The sequence below is a fragment of the Flagellimonas taeanensis genome (assembly GCF_003584105.1).
GTDB lineage: Bacteria > Bacteroidota > Bacteroidia > Flavobacteriales > Flavobacteriaceae > Flagellimonas > Flagellimonas taeanensis.
The window spans coordinates 145,381-164,418 of sequence record NZ_QXFO01000028.1 but is presented as its reverse complement, the minus strand read 5'-3'; the positions used below and the strand labels follow the sequence as shown (position 1 = coordinate 164,418).

18 protein-coding genes are annotated in these 19,038 nt (G+C 45.9%); 10 read left to right on the top strand and 8 right to left on the bottom strand.

All coding sequences use genetic code 11. The features are described 5' to 3' along the window. The first annotated feature begins 66 nt into the window (after positions 1 to 66). Positions 67 to 846, top strand: coding sequence for a hypothetical protein (locus D2V93_RS18120; RefSeq protein WP_147377432.1), 780 nt, complete (start codon positions 67 to 69; stop codon positions 844 to 846). Between the two features lie 12 nt (positions 847 to 858). Then, complete coding sequence (locus D2V93_RS18115) at positions 859 to 1,212, top strand: hypothetical protein (protein ID WP_072881899.1); 354 nt, start codon at positions 859 to 861, stop codon at positions 1,210 to 1,212. A gap of 399 nt (positions 1,213 to 1,611) precedes the next feature. On the opposite strand, the gene D2V93_RS18110 is transcribed toward D2V93_RS18115, so the two are convergent. Further along, positions 1,612 to 2,475 carry a sigma-70 family RNA polymerase sigma factor gene (locus D2V93_RS18110; protein ID WP_119620438.1) on the bottom strand — a complete coding sequence of 288 codons (864 nt, stop codon included), beginning with the start codon at positions 2,473 to 2,475 and terminating at the stop codon, positions 1,612 to 1,614. Between the two features lie 246 nt (positions 2,476 to 2,721). Between D2V93_RS18110 and D2V93_RS18105 the strand changes: the two genes are divergently transcribed. Together D2V93_RS18105 and D2V93_RS18100 are read left to right on the top strand one after the other, a co-directional pair. Further along, entirely contained in the window at positions 2,722 to 4,233 is a 1,512-nt protein-coding gene (locus D2V93_RS18105; RefSeq protein ID WP_072882070.1) for a DEAD/DEAH box helicase, read from the top strand. Between the two features lie 112 nt (positions 4,234 to 4,345). After that, positions 4,346 to 5,584, top strand: a complete 1,239-nt coding sequence (locus tag D2V93_RS18100) for a glycosyltransferase (RefSeq protein ID WP_119620437.1) — start codon at positions 4,346 to 4,348, stop codon at positions 5,582 to 5,584. A 52-nt stretch (positions 5,585 to 5,636) separates the two neighbouring features. Here D2V93_RS18100 and D2V93_RS18095 read toward each other — a convergent pair whose 3' ends face one another. From D2V93_RS18095 to D2V93_RS18070, 6 genes are all read right to left on the bottom strand, one after another. Beyond that, entirely contained in the window at positions 5,637 to 6,677 is a 1,041-nt protein-coding gene (locus D2V93_RS18095) for an agmatine deiminase family protein (RefSeq protein ID WP_119620436.1), read from the bottom strand. After that, positions 6,677 to 7,564 (bottom strand): carbon-nitrogen hydrolase, encoded by an 888-nt coding sequence (locus tag D2V93_RS18090; protein ID WP_119620435.1) that lies wholly within the window; start codon positions 7,562 to 7,564, stop codon positions 6,677 to 6,679. Before D2V93_RS18090 ends, D2V93_RS18095 begins: the two co-directional genes overlap by 1 nt. 67 nt (positions 7,565 to 7,631) lie before the next feature. Next, positions 7,632 to 9,386, bottom strand: coding sequence for a serine hydrolase (locus D2V93_RS18085; RefSeq protein ID WP_119620434.1), 1,755 nt, complete (start codon positions 9,384 to 9,386; stop codon positions 7,632 to 7,634). A gap of 113 nt (positions 9,387 to 9,499) precedes the next feature. Beyond that, positions 9,500 to 10,108 (bottom strand): arsenate-mycothiol transferase ArsC, encoded by a 609-nt coding sequence (locus D2V93_RS18080; RefSeq protein WP_119620433.1) that lies wholly within the window; start codon positions 10,106 to 10,108, stop codon positions 9,500 to 9,502. 16 nt (positions 10,109 to 10,124) lie between these two features. Beyond that, on the bottom strand, positions 10,125 to 10,454 hold the full coding sequence (locus D2V93_RS18075) for an ArsR/SmtB family transcription factor (RefSeq protein ID WP_119620432.1): 330 nt from the start codon (positions 10,452 to 10,454) through the stop codon (positions 10,125 to 10,127). Between the two features lie 144 nt (positions 10,455 to 10,598). Further along, positions 10,599 to 11,180 (bottom strand): porin family protein, encoded by a 582-nt coding sequence (locus D2V93_RS18070; RefSeq protein ID WP_119620431.1) that lies wholly within the window; start codon positions 11,178 to 11,180, stop codon positions 10,599 to 10,601. A 304-nt stretch (positions 11,181 to 11,484) separates the two neighbouring features. Between D2V93_RS18070 and D2V93_RS18060 the strand changes: the two genes are divergently transcribed. After that, a complete protein-coding gene (locus tag D2V93_RS18060; RefSeq protein ID WP_119620429.1) occupies positions 11,485 to 12,327 on the top strand; it encodes a 1,4-dihydroxy-2-naphthoyl-CoA synthase in 843 nt (280 codons plus the stop codon). Positions 12,328 to 13,114: 787 nt separating this feature from the next. On the opposite strand, the gene D2V93_RS18050 is transcribed toward D2V93_RS18060, so the two are convergent. After that, complete coding sequence (locus D2V93_RS18050) at positions 13,115 to 14,449, bottom strand: serine hydrolase domain-containing protein (protein ID WP_119620427.1); 1,335 nt, start codon at positions 14,447 to 14,449, stop codon at positions 13,115 to 13,117. Between the two features lie 51 nt (positions 14,450 to 14,500). Between D2V93_RS18050 and D2V93_RS18045 the strand changes: the two genes are divergently transcribed. The 5 genes from D2V93_RS18045 to D2V93_RS18025 all read left to right on the top strand — a co-directional run bounded on the left by D2V93_RS18045 (position 14,501) and on the right by D2V93_RS18025 (position 19,013). Beyond that, positions 14,501 to 15,373: a pirin family protein gene (locus D2V93_RS18045; protein ID WP_119620426.1), complete on the top strand. Its 873-nt coding sequence runs from the start codon at positions 14,501 to 14,503 to the stop codon at positions 15,371 to 15,373. 40 nt (positions 15,374 to 15,413) lie between these two features. Then, positions 15,414 to 15,848 (top strand): 3D domain-containing protein, encoded by a 435-nt coding sequence (locus D2V93_RS18040; RefSeq protein ID WP_245750704.1) that lies wholly within the window; start codon positions 15,414 to 15,416, stop codon positions 15,846 to 15,848. Further along, on the top strand, positions 15,845 to 16,504 hold the full coding sequence (locus D2V93_RS18035) for a peptidoglycan recognition protein family protein (protein ID WP_072881873.1): 660 nt from the start codon (positions 15,845 to 15,847) through the stop codon (positions 16,502 to 16,504). The genes D2V93_RS18040 and D2V93_RS18035 overlap by 4 nt, the downstream gene beginning before the upstream one ends. A 138-nt stretch (positions 16,505 to 16,642) precedes the next feature. Further along, positions 16,643 to 18,088: a M14 family zinc carboxypeptidase gene (locus tag D2V93_RS18030; RefSeq protein WP_119620425.1), complete on the top strand. Its 1,446-nt coding sequence runs from the start codon at positions 16,643 to 16,645 to the stop codon at positions 18,086 to 18,088. Positions 18,089 to 18,401: 313 nt separating this feature from the next. After that, entirely contained in the window at positions 18,402 to 19,013 is a 612-nt protein-coding gene (locus tag D2V93_RS18025; RefSeq protein WP_119620424.1) for a 3-keto-disaccharide hydrolase, read from the top strand. Positions 19,014 to 19,038 lie beyond the last annotated feature (25 nt).

Below are 19,038 nucleotides of genomic sequence, written 5' to 3'. Positions count from 1 at the left end.
AATTGTGATCCCTTGGTTTTATCCAGATTTTTAGTATGGAATATTAACTTTTTTACCCGTACAATTTTGGGAACACGAGAACTGCTTTCATACTTGGAAAAACTGGAAATAGGATTGAGCTCTTTTTCTTATGAGGAACTGGGCACGGTTGAGGCCGGTGAACTGAAAAAATCCTTTGAAATATTCAAACATGGCCTAGAGGACAAAGTCTTTGGCGTGAGCGAAATCAAACAGCTTGAAGAAATTTGCCAAAGAGCTGGCATTCAAGGCTTGGGAGGAAACCCTGCGGACCGACAAAAAGTACCCCAAAAGCAGCCTACCATTATGAAATTGATCGATGCTTTGGAAAACACCCCATTGAACAACGAGCAGCGGGAACTGTTAAAAGCACTTAGGACATTGGCCCAAAGCCAAGAAAGCAACATGAAGAATACAGGAAACCCTATGCCAGCATATTTTCAGACCATAGAAAAAAGCCTCGAACCAGAAGCTAACCATAGCATAAGCCTTAAATCTGTTTTGGAGGAGTGCATGGGCCAAATGGACCTTATGGAAGAATTGGTGCGGATGTTCCGTCAAAATGTACTGGAGTTCATTGGCGGTGCACATATACACATCAAGAATGAGGACCACGCATCCTTGGACCTAGCTTGTCAAAAAGTGGTTCCTAGCCTCCGGATGATGAAGACCTTTGGTCTTTTGGAAACCGCCCAGCAAATGGCTATCCTTTGCAGAACGGACAAGGACATGAAACACCTTTCGTTCCTATACAATCAGTTCTTGGCAGAATTCCCAAGTGTGGAGGAACAAGTGGACTTCGAAATGCAGGTGCTCAGAACCATTTAAAAACCAAACACCATGATAGAAAACGGACTTCCAACCTACTTGCAAAGTGTTTTCTACCCTTTGTTCCAACACACCAAAGATCTGGAGTGCCGATTGATGCTCATGGACGAAATGTTGGAAGTGGGGGACAAGAAGGAAATCCCGTTCCTCACCGAACTGGAGACCCATGAAGACCCTAAAATAAGCAATAAGGCCTTTGAGGTCAAATGTGCCCTTTTGTCCAAGTTGGGATTGATCACAGAGAGCGAGCGCAGAAGACTGCCCATGAACCTTTGCTTTATCTATGACGAATTCAACATCAGGCCCAGCAAGGTAGATCCCGATCTTGACTTTGAAGTGGCACTGGATATTTTGGAAACAAAATGAAAATGGAATTTCACAACCATTGTCCCGTATTTCGCCACAATTTGTTGTCGAACCATAATCTTTGAGCTAGATTCACGTTATAACCAAAGACCCAAACATAAACCAACGACAGCGATGTTATACGACACCTACGGAGAAGAATACTTGGCATTCCTTCAAGAACTCAACGAAATCCTGAGCATCAATGAACTTGCCGAACTTGATTATTTATAATTGACTAACCCCAAATGTTGATCTATGAAAAATTACAACCAAGAAAACACCGCCTACATTAACTTTATTAGGGATTTGAACGAAATGCTCGTTGATTCTGATATCAATCAATTGAGCCACCCATAAGTGTTTATGTGATATCATGGAAAAGGGGATGCTATTTCGCATCCCCTTTTCTATTTATGGTCACCCCAAATAGGATTTTAAAATCTTGCTCTTGGAGGCATGCCTCAATTTCCGGATGGCCTTTTCCCGTATCTGCCTCACACGTTCTCGGGTCAGGTCAAAAGTAATCCCGATCTCCTCCAGCGTCATGGAAGGCTGGTTTCCGATGCCGTAATACAATCGGACCACATCGGCCTCGCGGGGGGAGAGGGTATCCAAAGCTCGGTTGATTTCCGTGTTTAGGGACTGGTGCATCAGTCCTTTGTCCGGTTTTGGGGAATCCCCGGCCCTGAGCACATCGTAGAGGTTGGAGGTTTCCCCTTCCTTAAGAGGGGCATCCATGGACACGTGCCTTCCTGTATTTTTCAAGGATTGTTGGACCTCTGTAACGGTCATGTCCAGTTCCTTGGCAATTTCCTCTGCGGATGGAGGCCGTTCATGGGCCTGTTCCAGATAGGAGAAGGTTTTTTTGATCTTGTTGATGGAGCCAATTTTGTTCAGGGGAAGTCGGACCACCCTTGATTGCTCTGCAAGGGCCTGAAGGATGGACTGCCTAATCCACCAAACCGCATACGAAATGAACTTGAAGCCCCTGGTCTCATCAAACCGCTTGGCCGCTTTCACCAGGCCCACATTTCCCTCGTTGATCAAATCGGGCAGCTTGAGTCCTTGGTTCTGGTATTGCTTTGCCACGGATACCACAAAACGGAGGTTTGCATTGGTCAGCTTTTCCAAGGCCAATTGGTCCCCGGCCCTGATTTTTTGTGCGAGTTCCACCTCTTCCTGAGCAGTTATCAAATCAATCTTACTGATATCCTGTAAGTATTTGTCCAGTGATTTGGATTCCCGGTTGGTGACCTGTTTGATGATTTTTAGCTGCCTCATTCCTGTATATGGTTTCTTAGTGTTATAAGCTTACAGTATACATTTTTATGCCCTATTTTCCAAACCGTATATGTTATTGTTATCAAAATGTTATACCCAAAATGATGAATGGGGCAAAATCACCTTTCAAAACCAATTGTTGATAGTATCTTGATAGAAAAGCAAGGTCATATCTTCCCAGAAGCCCAAAAAACCCCTAATTTTGTAGGGTTTTTTAATTTGGAACCCATCATAACCTATTTTCCTTTGGAGGTAAAGAAACAAGTCAACACGAAAACACTGTACGATTACCAGCAAGAAGACCTGCGCAAGATCTTCAAGCACTTGGAAGAACTCCCGGAAGGGACCAATATCCTGTACCAATTGCCCACGGGCGGGGGTAAAACGGTAGTGTTTTCCGAAATTACCCGAAGGTTCATCCAGAATACCGGAAAAAAGGTAATGGTGCTGACCCACAGGATAGAGCTGAGCAAACAGACCTCCCAAATGCTCCACGGTTTCGGTGTGGCGAACAAGATCATCAACAGCGAGGTCAAGGAACTCCAGGACCAAGCGGACTATATGTGCTTTGTGGCCATGGTAGAGACCCTGAACAACAGGCTGCAGGAGGAAAAGGTGAAAATTGACAATATTGGGCTCGTCATCATCGATGAAGCACACTACAATTCCTTCCGGAAACTGTTCAAGTACTTCGAAGGATCTACCATCCTCGGGGTGACCGCAACACCATTGAGCTCCAACATCAAGCTCCCCATGAAGGACCATTACAAGCACTTGATCATTGGGGAGTCCATAAAATCATTGATTGAAAAGAACTTTTTGGCCAAGGCCAAACTGTACAATTATGATGTGAGCCTCAAAACCCTCAAACTGGGCATTCACGGGGACTACACGGTAAAATCCTCTGATGAATTCTATGGAAACCACAGTATGTTGGGCAAACTGCTGTCCGCTTACGAGGAAATCGCAAAAGGTACCAAGACATTGATCTTTAACAATGGGATCAATACCTCTTTGTATGTGTACGAAACCTTCAAAAAGGCAGGGTACAATATCCGTCACCTGGACAACAAGAACACTGCAAACGAGCGACGGGAGATCTTGGACTGGTTCGCAGAAACCCCGGATGCCATCCTGACCTCGGTGAGCATCCTCACCACGGGCTTTGATGAACCTACGGTGCAATCCATCATCCTGAACCGGGCCACAAGATCGCTCACCCTCTATTTTCAGATGATCGGAAGGGGATCTAGGATATTGCCAGACAAGGATGAGTTCAATGTGGTGGACATGGGAAACAACATTGCCCGCTTCGGACCGTGGGATTCGCCAGTGGACTGGCAGGAGATTTTCCATTTCCCTGATTTTTATCTGGAGAACATCAAGAACGATGAGGACATTGAACGTGATTTTGTTTATGAGATGCCCGATGAACTTCGGGCAAAATTCAGCAAGTCCGACAACATCACCTTTGACATCAAGGAAGAATATAAAAAAGTATTTGCCGAAGGGAAAAAATCGAAATTGGTTTTGGAGCGTAGCATAGAGCAACATGCCCAGATCTGTGTGGAGAACAGCGAAGATGTGTTCGATGCCCGATTGTTGGCCAAAGAGCTCAAGGATGAGATCGCCTATCGGGTAAAGCAGTACTCCTATTGCATCATGAACAACACCAAAAACTACAAAGAGTGGCTGGAGGAAGACTATGAGCGGAAACTGCGTTCCAGTATCTCCCAGAAATTTGCCGCAAGGATGTAGGTAATCATTGGGTTGTTCTGTTATTGGGTTATTTGGATTTGTTTGAATTGAGTACAATTCGTGTCCAAACAAAGACAACTTAAATTTTGGAATTGTAGCGAAAGTCCTTTGTATGGCAAAAAAACTTCTCGTCATCGGCCATGTTTGGCCAGAACCGAAGACCACAGCGGCCGGTTGCCGCATGCTGCAATTGCTGGAAACTTTCATCTCCTTTGGGTATGAGATCACTTTTGTCTCCACTGCGGCAAAAACCGAATTTAGCCTGGATCTGAACGATTTGGGCATTACAGAGGCTGCCATTGTACTGAACCATTCCAGTTTTGACGATTTTTTGGTCAATCTGAGGCCAGATACCGTGATTTTTGACCGCTTTATGGTGGAAGAGCAGTTTGGCTGGCGGGTCGCTGAATTTGCACCCAAGGCCCTACGTATACTGAACACCGAAGACCTTCACTCCTTGCGAAAGGCTAGGGAAGAGGCTGTGAAGAAAGGTTGGGAGTTCTCGTTGGACCAATGGAAAAACCATCCGATGACCCTTCGGGAGGCAAGTAGTATCTATCGGAGTGACATCACCCTGATGATCTCCCCTTATGAAATGCATCTCCTGCAACAGGAACTGGCCATTCCCAAGGCCCTATTGTTCCATCTACCTTTTCTGGTGGATCGCATTTCTCAGGAAACTGTTCAACAATGGCCAAGTTTTGAAGAGCGGAGCGATTTTGTCTGCATTGGCAACGGAAAACATGCGCCCAATGTGGATTCCATTAGCGTGTTGAAAAACACTATCTGGCCACTGATCCGAAAGGAACTGCCCAAAGCCAATCTCTACATTTATGGTGCTTACCTATCGCAACATATCAGAGAGCTGCACGACCCCAAAACAGGATTTCATGTGGTGGGCTGGGCCGAAAATGTGAGCAATGTTCTCCAAAAGCATCGACTGCTTTTGGCTCCTTTACGGTTTGGAGCCGGCATCAAAGGCAAATTATTGGACGCTATGATTCACGGAACTCCGAGCATCACAACCCCCATCGGTTCGGAAGGTATGCACATAGGACTACCTTGGAACGGAACCGTTACGGATGATTGGTCCGCTTTTGCAAGAGCAGCGGTGGAGTTGTATCAGCACCGAGAGCAATGGACCACTGCCCAAACCAATGGAACCGTAATGATCAACACCTTATACCAAAAAGAAACCCTTCGACCCCAACTAAAGATACATTTCGATGAAGTGGGGGAGCAGCTGAACCAACACCGTGACCGAAATTTCATAGGACGATTGTTGCACCATGAAACTTTGACCAGTACAAAGTACTTGGCCAAATGGATAGAGGAGAAAAGCAAAAGATAAAGAGCATATGCACCACTGATGCCTGTTCTTTGATCTGGTTTAATTGGTTTTATTATTCCGGTATCTGCTGGCTCAAGCAATGTAAGGTCCCGAATCCCCATATAAGGTCTATGGCACTGATGCCGATGACCTCCCGGTCTGGAAAGACACTTGTCAAAATGTTCAAGGCGTCGCGGTCGCGAGCATCATTGAAAGTGGGCACCAGCACGGCCTTGTTCAAAATCAAGAAATTAGCATAGCTTGCTGGAAGCGTTATTCCCTCGAAATCAATCCGTTTGGGCATGGGAAGCGTTACCAATCTGGGTTTCTTTCCATTTTCCAAGACTGCATTTTCCAATCGTCTAAGGTTGTCCTGAAGTGGTGCATAGTTGGCGTCGGATGTGTCCGATTCCACAACGGTGACAATGGTTTCTGCGTCCACAAATCGAGCTAAATCGTCGATATGTCCATGGGTGTCGTCCCCTTTGATACCATCTCCCAGCCAAATGGTATTGGTGACCCCCAGATATTCTTTGAATATTGTTTCGTAATCCTCCTTGGTAAATCCTTGGTTTCTAACTTGGATTTTGGGATCTAGAAGACATTCTTCGGAAGTGATCAGCGTTCCTTTTCCATTCACATCAATGGCCCCACCTTCAAGCACAACGGGGTTCCCTTTGTAGGTCACCTGTTCCAAAGGAACGTTCAAAAAGTCGGATACCTTCTGCGGGACATGTCTGTCCAGTTTGTAATTGGAATATTTGGCCCAACCATTGAAATTGAAGTTCAATGCCTTTCGTTGCGCTCCGTTCTTTACAATGATGGGGCCGGAGTCCCTCATCCAACTGCGGTTGGTCTTGTGGACAATGAAAGATACCCTATCGGTGTCCACATGTGCCAATTTGAGCATTTCGTGGACCTTGTCCTTGAGCTTTTCCGAAGCCACTACGAGTAATACCTCTTCAAAGGTGGCCACTTTCTTGATGAACTCCACAAAGGCCCATTGAATGGCTCCGTACTTACCGGGCCAATCATTGCCATTGTGTGGAAAGCACAGTAAAATGCCCTGTTGTTTCTCCCATTCAGCGGGAAATCGCCACGATGCTGCCGCCATTAGTCAATAGCTCTTTTGGTGATGGCCCCATACATGTCGATTCGTCTATCCCGTAGGAAAGGCCAATTTTGACGCACGTTTTCCTGTAAGCTCAAATCGACCTCGGCCAATAGTATTTCTTCTTGGTCCGGAGAGGCCTGGGCCAGTATTTCGCCCTGTGGTCCACAAATGAAGGAGGAACCCCAAAACTCAATCCCATCCGTGCCGGGCAGGTATTTTTCCAGTCCGATCCGGTTGGCCGCTGCCACATAGACCCCATTGGCCACGGCATGTCCCTTCATGACGTTCATCCAGGCACCATGTTGTTTTTCCCCAAACTCCTCTTTTTCTTTTGGATGCCAGCCTATGGCTGTGGGGTAGAAGAGGATTTCGGCACCTTGGAGGGCCGTCAAACGGGCCGCTTCCGGATACCATTGGTCCCAACAGATGAGCGTCCCCACTTTCCCTTTTTGGGTGGGAATGGTCTTAAAACCCAAATCCCCTGGGGTGAAATAGAATTTTTCATAAAAATGGGGGTCGTCCGGAATGTGCATTTTTCGGTACAATCCTGCTTCCGATCCATCAGCATCAATAATATAGGCGCTATTGTGGTACACCCCGGCCATCCGCTTTTCAAAAAAGGGCACGATGATGACCACGCCCAACTCCTTGGCCAAGGCACTGAATGCATTGAAAGAGGTGCTGTACAAAGGTTCGGCAAGGGAAAAATTTTCCGTGTCCTCGCTCTGACAGAAATAATGGCTGCTATAGAGTTCGGGCAGCGAAATGATCTCAGCGCCTTTGGCGGCTGCTTTTCTGACCCAATCCGTGCATTTTTTCAAATTGTTCTCGGGGGTATTGTTCAAATTCAATTGGATCACCGAAACGGTGTAGGTATTCTTTCCCATAATCAATGTTCAAACGTTCTTAAAAAACCAATGTAAAGATAGTTTTATTGTTTTCAAAAAACGACCCTTATTTATTGTATGGAATATAGTTTTCCCATTCCCACGGCGTGTAAACATCTTGCAGGGTGACTTCGAGCAACTCTTTGAAAATGCTGTTTCCCCGTTCAAAATTGGTCATGATCATAATCCCTTTGCCCGATTCCGGAAAAAGTACGGAATGGTGCACAAACCCACTTCCATGGCCTTCTTTGAACACTGCTTTTCCATAGGGCGTTTCAAAATAACCCCAGCCCAGTCCGTAACCCAAGTTGATGTTGTCATATTTGTCGGTAATGGTACTCTCCCCCTCATCAAACTGTTTTTTGGACCTGATCCTGATGTGCGGACTAAAAATCTGATCATAAGAAGCCTTGCTGATCAATCTTTGATTGAGGACCGCCGATAAAAACTTGGTGTAGTCTTCTGCTGTGGTTTCCAATGTTCCTGCACCCCTTGGCTCATTGTCCTTGTCTTTTTTAAGTGATTCCCCTTTTTCATTGTGCCCAAGGGCAAAGTCTTTATTAAACCGATCCTTCCATTCATAGGCCGAGTTTTCCATACCCAGAGGTTGGAAAATATGCTCTTGGACCAACTGTTCCAATCCTTCCCCGGTCAGTTTCTCCAAAACCACCTGCAGATAGATCAAACCTTCCCCACTATAGCCAAATTTGGTCCCTGGTTCCCAGTTCACCTTTAATTTTTGATCGTCCTCAAACCATCTGTAGTTTTTAAATCCAGTGGTATGGTCCAAGCACATCCTTGCCGTGATCTTAGGATAGAGTGAATCTTCCTTCAAGTCGGAAAAATCATCATGCCAACGGGTCTGTGGGGCATATTCGTAAATTCTTTGGGGCAAATAAGATTCCAATGGAGTGTCCAGGTCAATTACCCCGTCTTCCACCAATTTCATCACCAAGATCCCAAAAACCGCCTTGCTGAAAGAGGCACCATAGATGTTGGTGGAATCTGTCAACACTTCTTTATTGGGATAATCCTTGTACCCGAAAACCCTTTGGTACACGGGTTGGTTGTCATTGAATATGGATATGGCCATTCCGTATATTTCAGCATCGGCCATCAGCTGGTAAATCTTATGGGTAATTGAGTCCTTGGTGATCAACGATCCGTCCAACCGCTCAATGGTTTCTGGACGTGGTTGTGAACAACTGGAGATGACCAACAGACCGATCAAAAGTATCAATCCAAGGGCCTTCCTCTTTTTCAATCTTAAAAAAGGAATGGAAAATGGATAGAAACACTTATCCGTTTGTAGTACATAAATGATATTGAAGATCATAATTCCGATACAGATGGGAACCACGGAAATGAAAATGAAGAACCCCCATTTTTCTATGGTGAGCAAACTGATGAATGACAAGACGGCAAAAAGCAGGGTGGTAATCTGGAAGTTGACCACTTTGATACCGTGCTCGTTATAAATGGGGTTGTCCTCCCGTTTGTGGATCCAGAGAAAAAGGGGCACCAACACATTGAACAACGGAAGGAATATGCCCAACAAGGGCGTGGCATGCATGAGCAAAAGCCATTTCTTCTTCAGGGTCTCTTCTTTGGGGTCATGCAAGGGGAGAAGGTCGCTTACCTCGACCTCCAAGGCGGCGGCCAAGAGTTTTACCGTGTTCAGGTGGGGTGATACTTCCTCTCCCTCAATACGTTGAATGGTCCGTACGGTGACATTGGTCCTTTGGGCGAGCTCCTCTTGGGAATATCCCTTGCTCTTTCTCTGATATTTTAACCGTTCTCCAATTGATGATGTGCTGCTCATGCTTTTATGTCTTTGATTCTGGACAAAGGTAACTGGCCCATGTTGTCAGCACCACGACATTTGGATGTCACCTTTATGTCATACCGCTAAGAATCAACTCTATGGAGCGCAATTTATTGGATCAGGCTGAAAACGTAGTACATTTCCGAGGCAATTTGCCTACTTCTTTCATTATATTTTTCAGCTTGTTGCGGTGTGTCATCAAATACTTTTGGATCTTCATACGTGATCGGGATCCTTTTTTTGGCTCCAGGAACAAAAGGGCAGGCTTCGTTGGCGGAATCGCAGGTCATGACGGCCGCAAATCCCGACCCTGGGTTAAAGCCATGGTCCAGCTTCTTGGAAAACCCGATTACCGGATGTGTGCTATCCGAATACTTGATGTAGTACACTGGGTTGTTCCCCTCCGAAAGGGGCTGGACTTCAAAACCGGTGCTCCGAAGTGTCTCGGCCACCATGGGATAAAGGGCAGTTACCTCGGTACCGCCGGAATAACACTGTACATTTTTCAGCCCAAAATGATGGGCTAATGCCTGCGCCCAAATCTGGGACAAATGGCTCCGACGAGAGTTATGGGTGCAGATAAAATTGATGCGTACTTCCTCGTTTACGTTTTGTTGGACAAAATCAACCAAAGGCTGAAGGGTCAATTTTCTTTCTTCAGTGAGGGAGTCCAAGTGCAAATTGGATACAAATTCTTCCAGTTTTGGGAACAATGCCATAGTTTTCATGTTAGGTTCAACAGCAATCCGTTTTGGGGAGGTCCTGATTCAAAAAGCCATGCATGGTTTCCTTCATTTTTGACCAATTCTCCACATCGATACAGTAGCATACGCTGGTCCCCTCCACATTTCCCTTGATGAGGCCCAAAAGTTTCAATTCTTTCAAATGTTGTGAAATAGTGGGTTGGGCCAATCCTATTTCCTGCACCAAATCTCCACACACACAAGAATCCATCTTAAAAAGATGCTGTAGTATGGCCACTCGGGCCGGATGGCCCAAAACCTTTGCCAGTAGGGCTATCTCATTCTGTTGGTCTGTGAAAATTTCAGTCTTGGACGTTCCCATGCGTTTTACTTAATCGCAATATTACGATTAATTAGTGGCTCCACAAAATTTAACAGTATAGGAAGATGTATTGCACAAAAAAGCTCCATCATACTAGGGTAGATGGAGCTTTTGATTTTCTTTTTTCAGTAATGGGCCGTTTCCCTAGAACATGAACCCAAGTCCTGCAGAAAATACAGAGTTATGGATGTCAACATCCTCGATCATCTCGGAAAAACCATAGGAATATCGTCCTTGGATGAAGAATCCTGAAGGAAATTTATATTCAACGCCAGCCGCTCCTTGAAAGTCAAAGCTATTGATGGAATCGGAATCAAAATCACCAGAATCCTCTCCGGGATTAAAATCAATTTCCTCATTTACCTTAAAACCAAATTGTGGTCCTGCCTGAATATTCAGGCCATCAGCAATATAAAATTTCAAAAGTACCGGTACTTGGATGTAATCTACCTGAAATTGCGCATCTGGGGTGTCGGGTTCATCCGTAATATCAAAACCCTGGGCAGAGTAGTAGACCTCAGGTTGCAAGGATACGTGGTCGGACAAAGGAGCTTCAGCCAACAGACCCAAGTAGAAAGAGGTCCTAGAGTCCGGGCTATCAAAATTGTCCCCCGCCACAGTGGCAAAGTTGGCACCACCGCGTACACCTAATTGTACATTGTTCGTATTCTGGGCATAAGAGGTGAGTCCGATAAACAACACACCTAACATCATTAATTTTTTCATGATAATGAGATTTTTGGGTTTTAAACTGTCACGAATGTATAGTGAAGCCTCGGGGTAGATTGATGCAAACCATAGAAATTTTGACGCTAAAAATCCAATGTCTTAAATTCCGTTAATGGTAAACAAAAGCCCAGGTGGTCTGTCTGGGCTTTGATAAATCTACATCGGAAAGTTCCTTGTAAATGTTTCTTCTTTTCCATCAATCCTAAAATGTTGGCACAGATGGAATTGCAGTTACTGCACCCTGTAAAAACCATATAAGGCAGATTTTCCTTTATTTTGTATTCCAACAAAACACACACCTATGGAATCACCCAACTGGCAGACCGCCATGGAATTCGAGGACATCACCTATAAAAAATGTAATGGCGTGGCCCGTATCGCCTTTAACCGCCCCGATATACGCAATGCCTTCCGGCCCAAGACCACCAGCGAACTGTACAAAGCCTTTTACGATGCGCAGGAGGACACCAGCATCGGCGTGGTATTGCTCTCCGGCGAGGGACCTTCGTCCAAGGATGGCAAATGGGCCTTCTGTAGCGGGGGTGACCAAAAAGCCCGTGGGCACCAAGGTTATGTGGGCGAGGACGGCTATCACCGCCTGAACATCCTGGAAGTGCAACGCCTGATCCGTTTTATGCCCAAAGTGGTCATTGCCGTAGTGCCCGGTTGGGCTGTTGGGGGAGGGCATAGCTTGCATGTGGTGTGCGATATGACCCTGGCCAGTAAGGAACATGCCATTTTTAAACAGACCGATGCTGATGTCACCAGTTTTGATGGAGGATACGGTTCGGCCTATCTCGCCAAGATGGTGGGGCAGAAAAAGGCCCGGGAGATTTTCTTTTTGGGCCGAAACTATTCGGCGCAGGAAGCCTATGAAATGGGCATGGTGAACGCCGTGATCCCACATGACGAACTGGAGGACACTGCTTACCAATGGGCACAGGAAATCTTGGCCAAGTCACCGACTTCCATCAAAATGTTGAAATTTGCCATGAACCTTACCGATGATGGGATGGTGGGGCAGCAGGTCTTTGCCGGGGAAGCGACCCGTTTGGCCTACATGACCGACGAGGCCAAGGAAGGCCGTAATGCCTTTTTGGAAAAGCGCAAGCCCGATTTCGGCAAGGACAAGTGGATTCCGTAGTTCAACGTTCATTGATTATTGTTCATTTAATAAAGATTCTTCGCTCTGCTCAGAATGACAAGTTATTCGTACGATTTGTGTCAATGGAGACCATAAAGAATGGAACATAGACTAGAAGACTTGAACAGTTGGATGGTTAGATTTTTAGATTTTCGTATGGAAGCAGTGCATTCCAGAAAGGTCCAAAACCAAAAAGAGCCTTGCCACATGGGTCAAGACTCTTTTACGAGAACACTATATGAAAATGAAAAAATTACTTTCAGAATTAATTACACGGTAAATGTACCACCGATATACCCACAAATGAAATTAATGTTGTGAAGTTTCCCTTAGTTGTGGTAATCCAGCGCTTTTGTGAAATACACCTTGTCCTTTTTCTGTTTTGAATCCACAGTGAAGAGATTCTTCGCTCTGCTCAGAATGACAAGTTATTCGTGCGATTTGTGTCAATGGACCGACGATTTGTGTCAATGGACCGAAGAGAATAGAACATAGACCGCTTGAATGGAATAATAGGATTGCGTAATACAGTTTCCAATGGGCAAGAAACAATTGTACATTGTTGACTGTTTATTGTTCATTGGCCAATTTCAATTGGTCCAAAACCAAAAAGAGCCTTGCCACGTGGGTCAAGACTCTTTTACGAGAACACTATATGAAAATGAAAAAATTACTTTCAGAATTAATTACATCGTAAATGTACCACCAGTGTTCCCGCAAATGAAATTAATGTTGTGAACTGTTCCTTTGTTGTGGTTAGTTTCCATTTTCAAGGTATCATCTCGATTTACGGTACGGCTTTCACGATGTTTGACAGCACTCCGTTCACATCGAAATAAGGCTCTTCGGCCAATCCGGTCCGTACCACCACCAAATCCTTGGAAGGAATTATGAACACATGCTGCCCCTCAAAGCCATTGCAACTAAAGAGGTCTTTGGGTACATCGGGATATTTCCCTTCGGCATTCAGCCAAAAGTGGGCACCATAGGTGCCATTTGAATGGATGGTGGGCGTAGTGATATAGTCCACCCATTCCGGGGCGAAGACCTGTTCGCCGTTCCAATTGCCCTTATTGAGGTACAATTGTCCAAAACGGGCCCAATCACGCGTACTGGCCCAAGCATAGGACGAGCCTACATAATTACCGGCGATGTCGGCCTCAAGGACCATGGACTGCATCCCAATCCTGTCGACAAGGGTCTCGTAGGGAAAATCCAAGTACTCCTGATGGCTCCTGAACTGCTGGCGGAGGATTCCCGAGAGCAGGTTGCTGGTGCCAGAAGAGTAGTTCCAGATTTCCGTAGGTTCCGCTATGGCCTTCTTGTCCTTTTGGGCCTGGGTCATGTCACTGTCAAGGAACAACATGCGGGTCACATCGGAAATGGTGCTGTAGTCCTCGTCCCATTCCAGTCCGCTCTGCATACGGAGCAGGTGGTCCAAGGTGATGTTCTTGCGCTCGTCATCCTTCCATTCGGCTATGGGGGCCGGCCAATCCATCTCCAGTTTCCCTTGGTGTTCCAAGATCCCGAAACAAGTGGCCAACACACTCTTTGTCATGGACCAACCTAAAATAGGGGTATCCTTATCAAACCCATCGATATACCGCTCCGCGATCAAATGTCCCTTGTACAATATGAGAAAGGTTCGGGTTTTCTGCGTTTCCGGGTCGGCGAAGGCCATGGCCACCGCTTTGTTGATCAGATCCATGTCCACTTCTGGCAAAATGGTGTCCAAGGGGTCCGCCTGTCCGTAGGGGTAGGGGATAGTGTCCATTGTTTTGCTCCGATGGGGACGAATGGTGAGCTTTGTAGGATCATAATCGTCATTCACCAACACGGCCCCCAGGCCATCACGGTACACCGCGGTGCGTTTCATCAGTCCATAGACCGTGGAAGAGGCCGCTTCCTTGCTTTCGTCCAGTTCGGTGGAAGCCAGTTCTATCAAGGGGGCCTTGTTGTCAAATTGGTTCATGCTTGCCGCGGAACGGTGGGCCACATAGACCCCCGAAGCCACATTTTTGGCCGCATAACCGGAGATAATGTTCAGTTTGGGGTAATTCAGATAGACGACCACTCCTATAATCAGGACAAGGAGCAGCAAAACACGCTTCAGTAGTTTCATGGTTTTGGATGTATTTGTAACTTTCTGCTCCTAAATATAAACATTAAACATATGTCCAACATCGGGTTGATCATCGAAGAACGCAGCAGGGATATCGGTGACTTTTTGGTGGGGCGTCTCATCCCGTTTCGAAAAAAACGGATGATTGGTCCCTTCATCTTTATAGATCATATGGGGCCAACACAATTGGGACCCTCAAAATACATGGATGTGAACCAGCATCCGCACATGGGGCTGTCCACCCTCACTTTTATGCTGGAGGGCGAAATCATGCACGAGGATGGTCTGGGCACCCATCAGCGCATAAGCCCAGGGTCCGTGAACTGGATGACAGCGGGAAAAGGGGTGACCCATACCGAGCGTACACCTCCAGACCTCCGAAACGGGAACACTTTTACCGCCCATGGGTATCAGATTTGGGTGGCCCTGCCCAAGGAATTGGAAGATATGGAACCCCAATTCCACCATATTGAGGGCAAAGACCTTCCCAAATGGGTCGATGCCACTGCGGAATTCACTTTGATTGCGGGGGAGGGCTATGGAAAAAAATCACCTGTTCCTGTACATTCAGATCTTTTTATGGTCGAAATCAAGAACACGGACGAATACACGTTGAACGTCAACGGCAACCTGAGAGGGGAGATAGGCATCTGCATCGTGGAGGGAAGCATCAAGGCCTGTGGTGAAACAGTGGAAGAAGGGAACATTCTGGTTTCCAAAGTGGAGGATACCTGTAACATCATCCTGGAACCCAACACCCATTTGTTGTTGTTCGGAGGAGAGGCCTTTCCGGAAGAGCGGTTCATTTATTGGAATTTTGTGTTATCCAGCCAAGAGAAGATCGAGCAGGCCAAAAAAGCATGGGCGGACAGAACGTTTCCCATGATGGAAAACGACGACACCTATGTACCGCTACCGTCCTAAACCACAATAATATGTACCTTTAGGTACAATACCGAACCAATTGAAAAAAATACTCCTTAGTTGTATGATTGTCGTTTCCTGTGCCAAAGAGCCAGAAACTCCGCAACCGGCCACACACCAATGGTACGGGCACCAGGTCACGGCTTCGGCATACAATTCCGTGTTCTGGCAAACGGACAGCATCAACCCTTCCGTGGCCGCTTGGGGCGATACCCTAAAACCGGGGATGAAGAGCATTGCCGTGTCCAGGGATCTCATCAAACTGGGGTTGACGCACAATACCATGGTGAAAATCGATACCTTTCCGGATACGTTCTACGTCAAGGACAAAATGCATTGGCGGTGGCGGAACCGGATAGATATATATATGGGAAAGGATATAAAAAAAGCTAGGGAATGGGGCAGGAAGAAACTGATGATCTGCTATGCCGTTCCCTTGGATACCACCATTATTACTTTAAACACTTTTGAATGAAAAAAATTGGACTGATTGCATTATCAACACTGCTATTAGGGGCCTGTGGCTCCCAAAAAAACATCGTGGACATCCCTATCATTTTTGATGACCAACGTATTGAGCTCACAGAGGAATATATGGCCCAACGCTATGGACTGGAAAATGATTCCACCCAGATAGTTCCCAAAATGGTGGTGTTGCACTGGACATCGATTCCCTCTTTGGAGAAATCCTTCCAGGCGTTCAACAGGTCCACATTGCCCACTTGGAGGCCCGATCTGGAAAATGTGAGCGGTCTCAATGTCTCTTCCCATTTTTTGGTGGACCGGGACGGGACCATTTACCGATTGATGCCCGAAACCACCATGGCACGACACACCATCGGCTTGAACCACTGTGCCATTGGAATTGAAAATGTGGGAGGGGGAGAAAAACTTCCATTGACCAAGAAACAAGTGAAGGCCAATATTTTCCTTGTGGAATACCTGGCTTCCAAATACGATATCGAATATGTCATCGGTCATCAAGAGTATACCCAATTTGAAGGACACCCGCTCTGGTTGGAAGTGGACGATGGATACCGTACCACAAAGACCGACCCTGGGATGGATTTCATGGAGAAAGTACGGAAAGCCACTAAAAAATATAACTTTAAACCTGTTCCTAAAAGTTAGGAAGACAATGTAATTGTGATGGTTATTAGGTTATTTAGCCATATGCAACAAATCAATATCTCAATAACTTAGTAACTCAATAACCCCCCGTACTATATATAAATTACGGGGCTGTAATCTTTAATTTGATAACGAACTATGATCAAGAACATCCTATCACTGGCAATCGCCCTCTTATCGTTATCGGTCTACGCACAAGATGCACTGACCTCCAAACTATATGAAACCTATGAGGAGTTCAAGGAACCTTCACTTGGGAAAAGGCGCATCAAGCACAGTGATATCCAACCCCTGATCCAAAAGATCAAGGCCAATCCCAAGTTTGAAGTGCAGAAAGTGGGGGAGTCCATTCAGGGACGCGACCTCCAGTTGATCAGTGTGGGAACGGGTAGTGAAAATATTTTCCTATGGTCGCAGATGCATGGGGATGAGCCTACGGCCACTCAGGCGATTTTTGACATCCTCCATTTTTTGGATGCACCAGATTTCAAGGAAGAAAAAGAGGTCATCCTGTCCCAATTGAAGCTCCATTTTTTACCTATGGTAAACCCCGATGGGGCGGAGACCTTCCAACGAAGAAATGCCTTGGGCATCGACATCAATAGGGATGCATTGCGGCTGCAATCACCCGAAGGGCAGGTACTCAAGCGTATCCGCGACAGTCTGGATGCCAGTTTTGGGTTCAACCTGCACGACCAAAGCAAGTATTACAATGCCAAACTAACGGCAAAACCGGCTACCATTTCCTATTTGGCAACGGCCTATAACTATGAAAAGGACATCAACGAAGTACGGGCCAATGCGATGAAGGTAATTGTTTACATGAACAAGATCATCCAAAATTATGCACCGGGGCAGGTGGGAAGGTACAGCGACGATTTTGAACCAAGGGCCTTTGGGGACAACATTGCCAAATGGGGCACCAGTCTCATCCTCATCGAATCCGGGGGCTTTACCAATGACCCGGAGAAGCAGGAAATCCGTAAACTGAACTATGTGTCCATTCTATCCGCATTGTACACCATTGCCAAGGGCAGTTACAAGGATATTCCCGTGGAGGATTACGAGAAAATCCCCCATAATGACCGACAATTGTTCGACCTGAAGATAGAGAACGCCACCTACGAACTTTTGGGGAAGGACTATATCATCGACTTGGGCATTTTCAGGAACGAAGTGGATCTGAACGGACATGACGATTTTTATTATAGAGGTTCCGTGGGTGACCAAGGCGATCTTTCCACTTTTTATGGCTACGAGACCTTTGATGCCACAGGGTATAAAATTGTACCCCCGAAATTGATCACAACAAGCAACATCACCAAGCCATTGGCATTGTTGAAAGAGGGCGTTGCCTATGTCAAAACTGCCCTGCCCGAAAAAAAGGCCTTTACGGATGCCCCTTTGTTCTTGGTGGATCAGGATTTTGAATTGCGACCATTTGGACTGTGGCCCGGGGCTAATCCGACTTTCTTTTTGGAAAAGGAGGGTAAGCTTACGCATGCCGTCATCAATGGTTCCTTATTGGATCTGTCCAGGCCCATTGAAGAACAAAATTTTGGAAATGGATTGATCTATCGCTAATAGCCATAATGAAAAGTGAGCGTTGACCCATGTAAGATCAACAAGGTCAGCATAATCAATAAAGAGGAAACAATACTGATGAACAATGCTACCACTATTCCTTTAAAGGTACTATGAAGAGGACCTATAGCGCTGTTCTGAATGATTTCTTTTACAAGGTCCATAGCATTTAAATGTGTATTTTTTTTGTTGTCGTTAAGACGAATTGGGTTGTCGTTGGTATATATGGAACAACCGTTGGGCTAAAAACCCTATATTTTTAATTGTTTTACAAGGATTTATATAACTTACCTTTCCTTAATTATCTAAACTTATGAAAAAACTGATCTTATCTACAATTGTATCTGTTATGGCCCTTCAAGCGGGTTGGGCCCAAACACCCACCAAAGACCTGTTCAATGGCGAAAATTTGGACGGTTGGGTCAAGCACGGCGATGAAAAATGGTTTGTTGAAAATGGCGAACTTATCTGTGAGAGTGGTCCAAAGGCCGAATATGGCTACTTGTCCACCAAGGATTTCTATAAAGATTTTGAGCTTACCTTGGAATTCAAACAAGAGGCCGATGGCAACAGTGGGGTTTTTATACGTTCCACTTTTGAAGGGACCAAAGTAAGTGGCTGGCAAGTGGAAGTGGCTCCCTCAGGGCTGCATACGGGCGGTATTTATGAATCCTACGGTCGAGGTTGGCTCATCCAACCAGAACCGGAAAAGGAAAAAGTATTGAAGGAAGGGGAGTGGAACACACTTAAGATACGTGTGAACGGTCCAGATGTGATCACTTGGTTGAACGGGGTGGAAATGGTACACCTAACCGATGAGATAATCGGTAAGGGCGAAGGTGCCATTGCCCTTCAGATACACGATGGCGGCGGCATCCGGGTGAAATGGAGAAACATCAAGATCAAACCTGCGGAAGTCGAATAAAAGAATAAAGCCCGATACTTTTAGT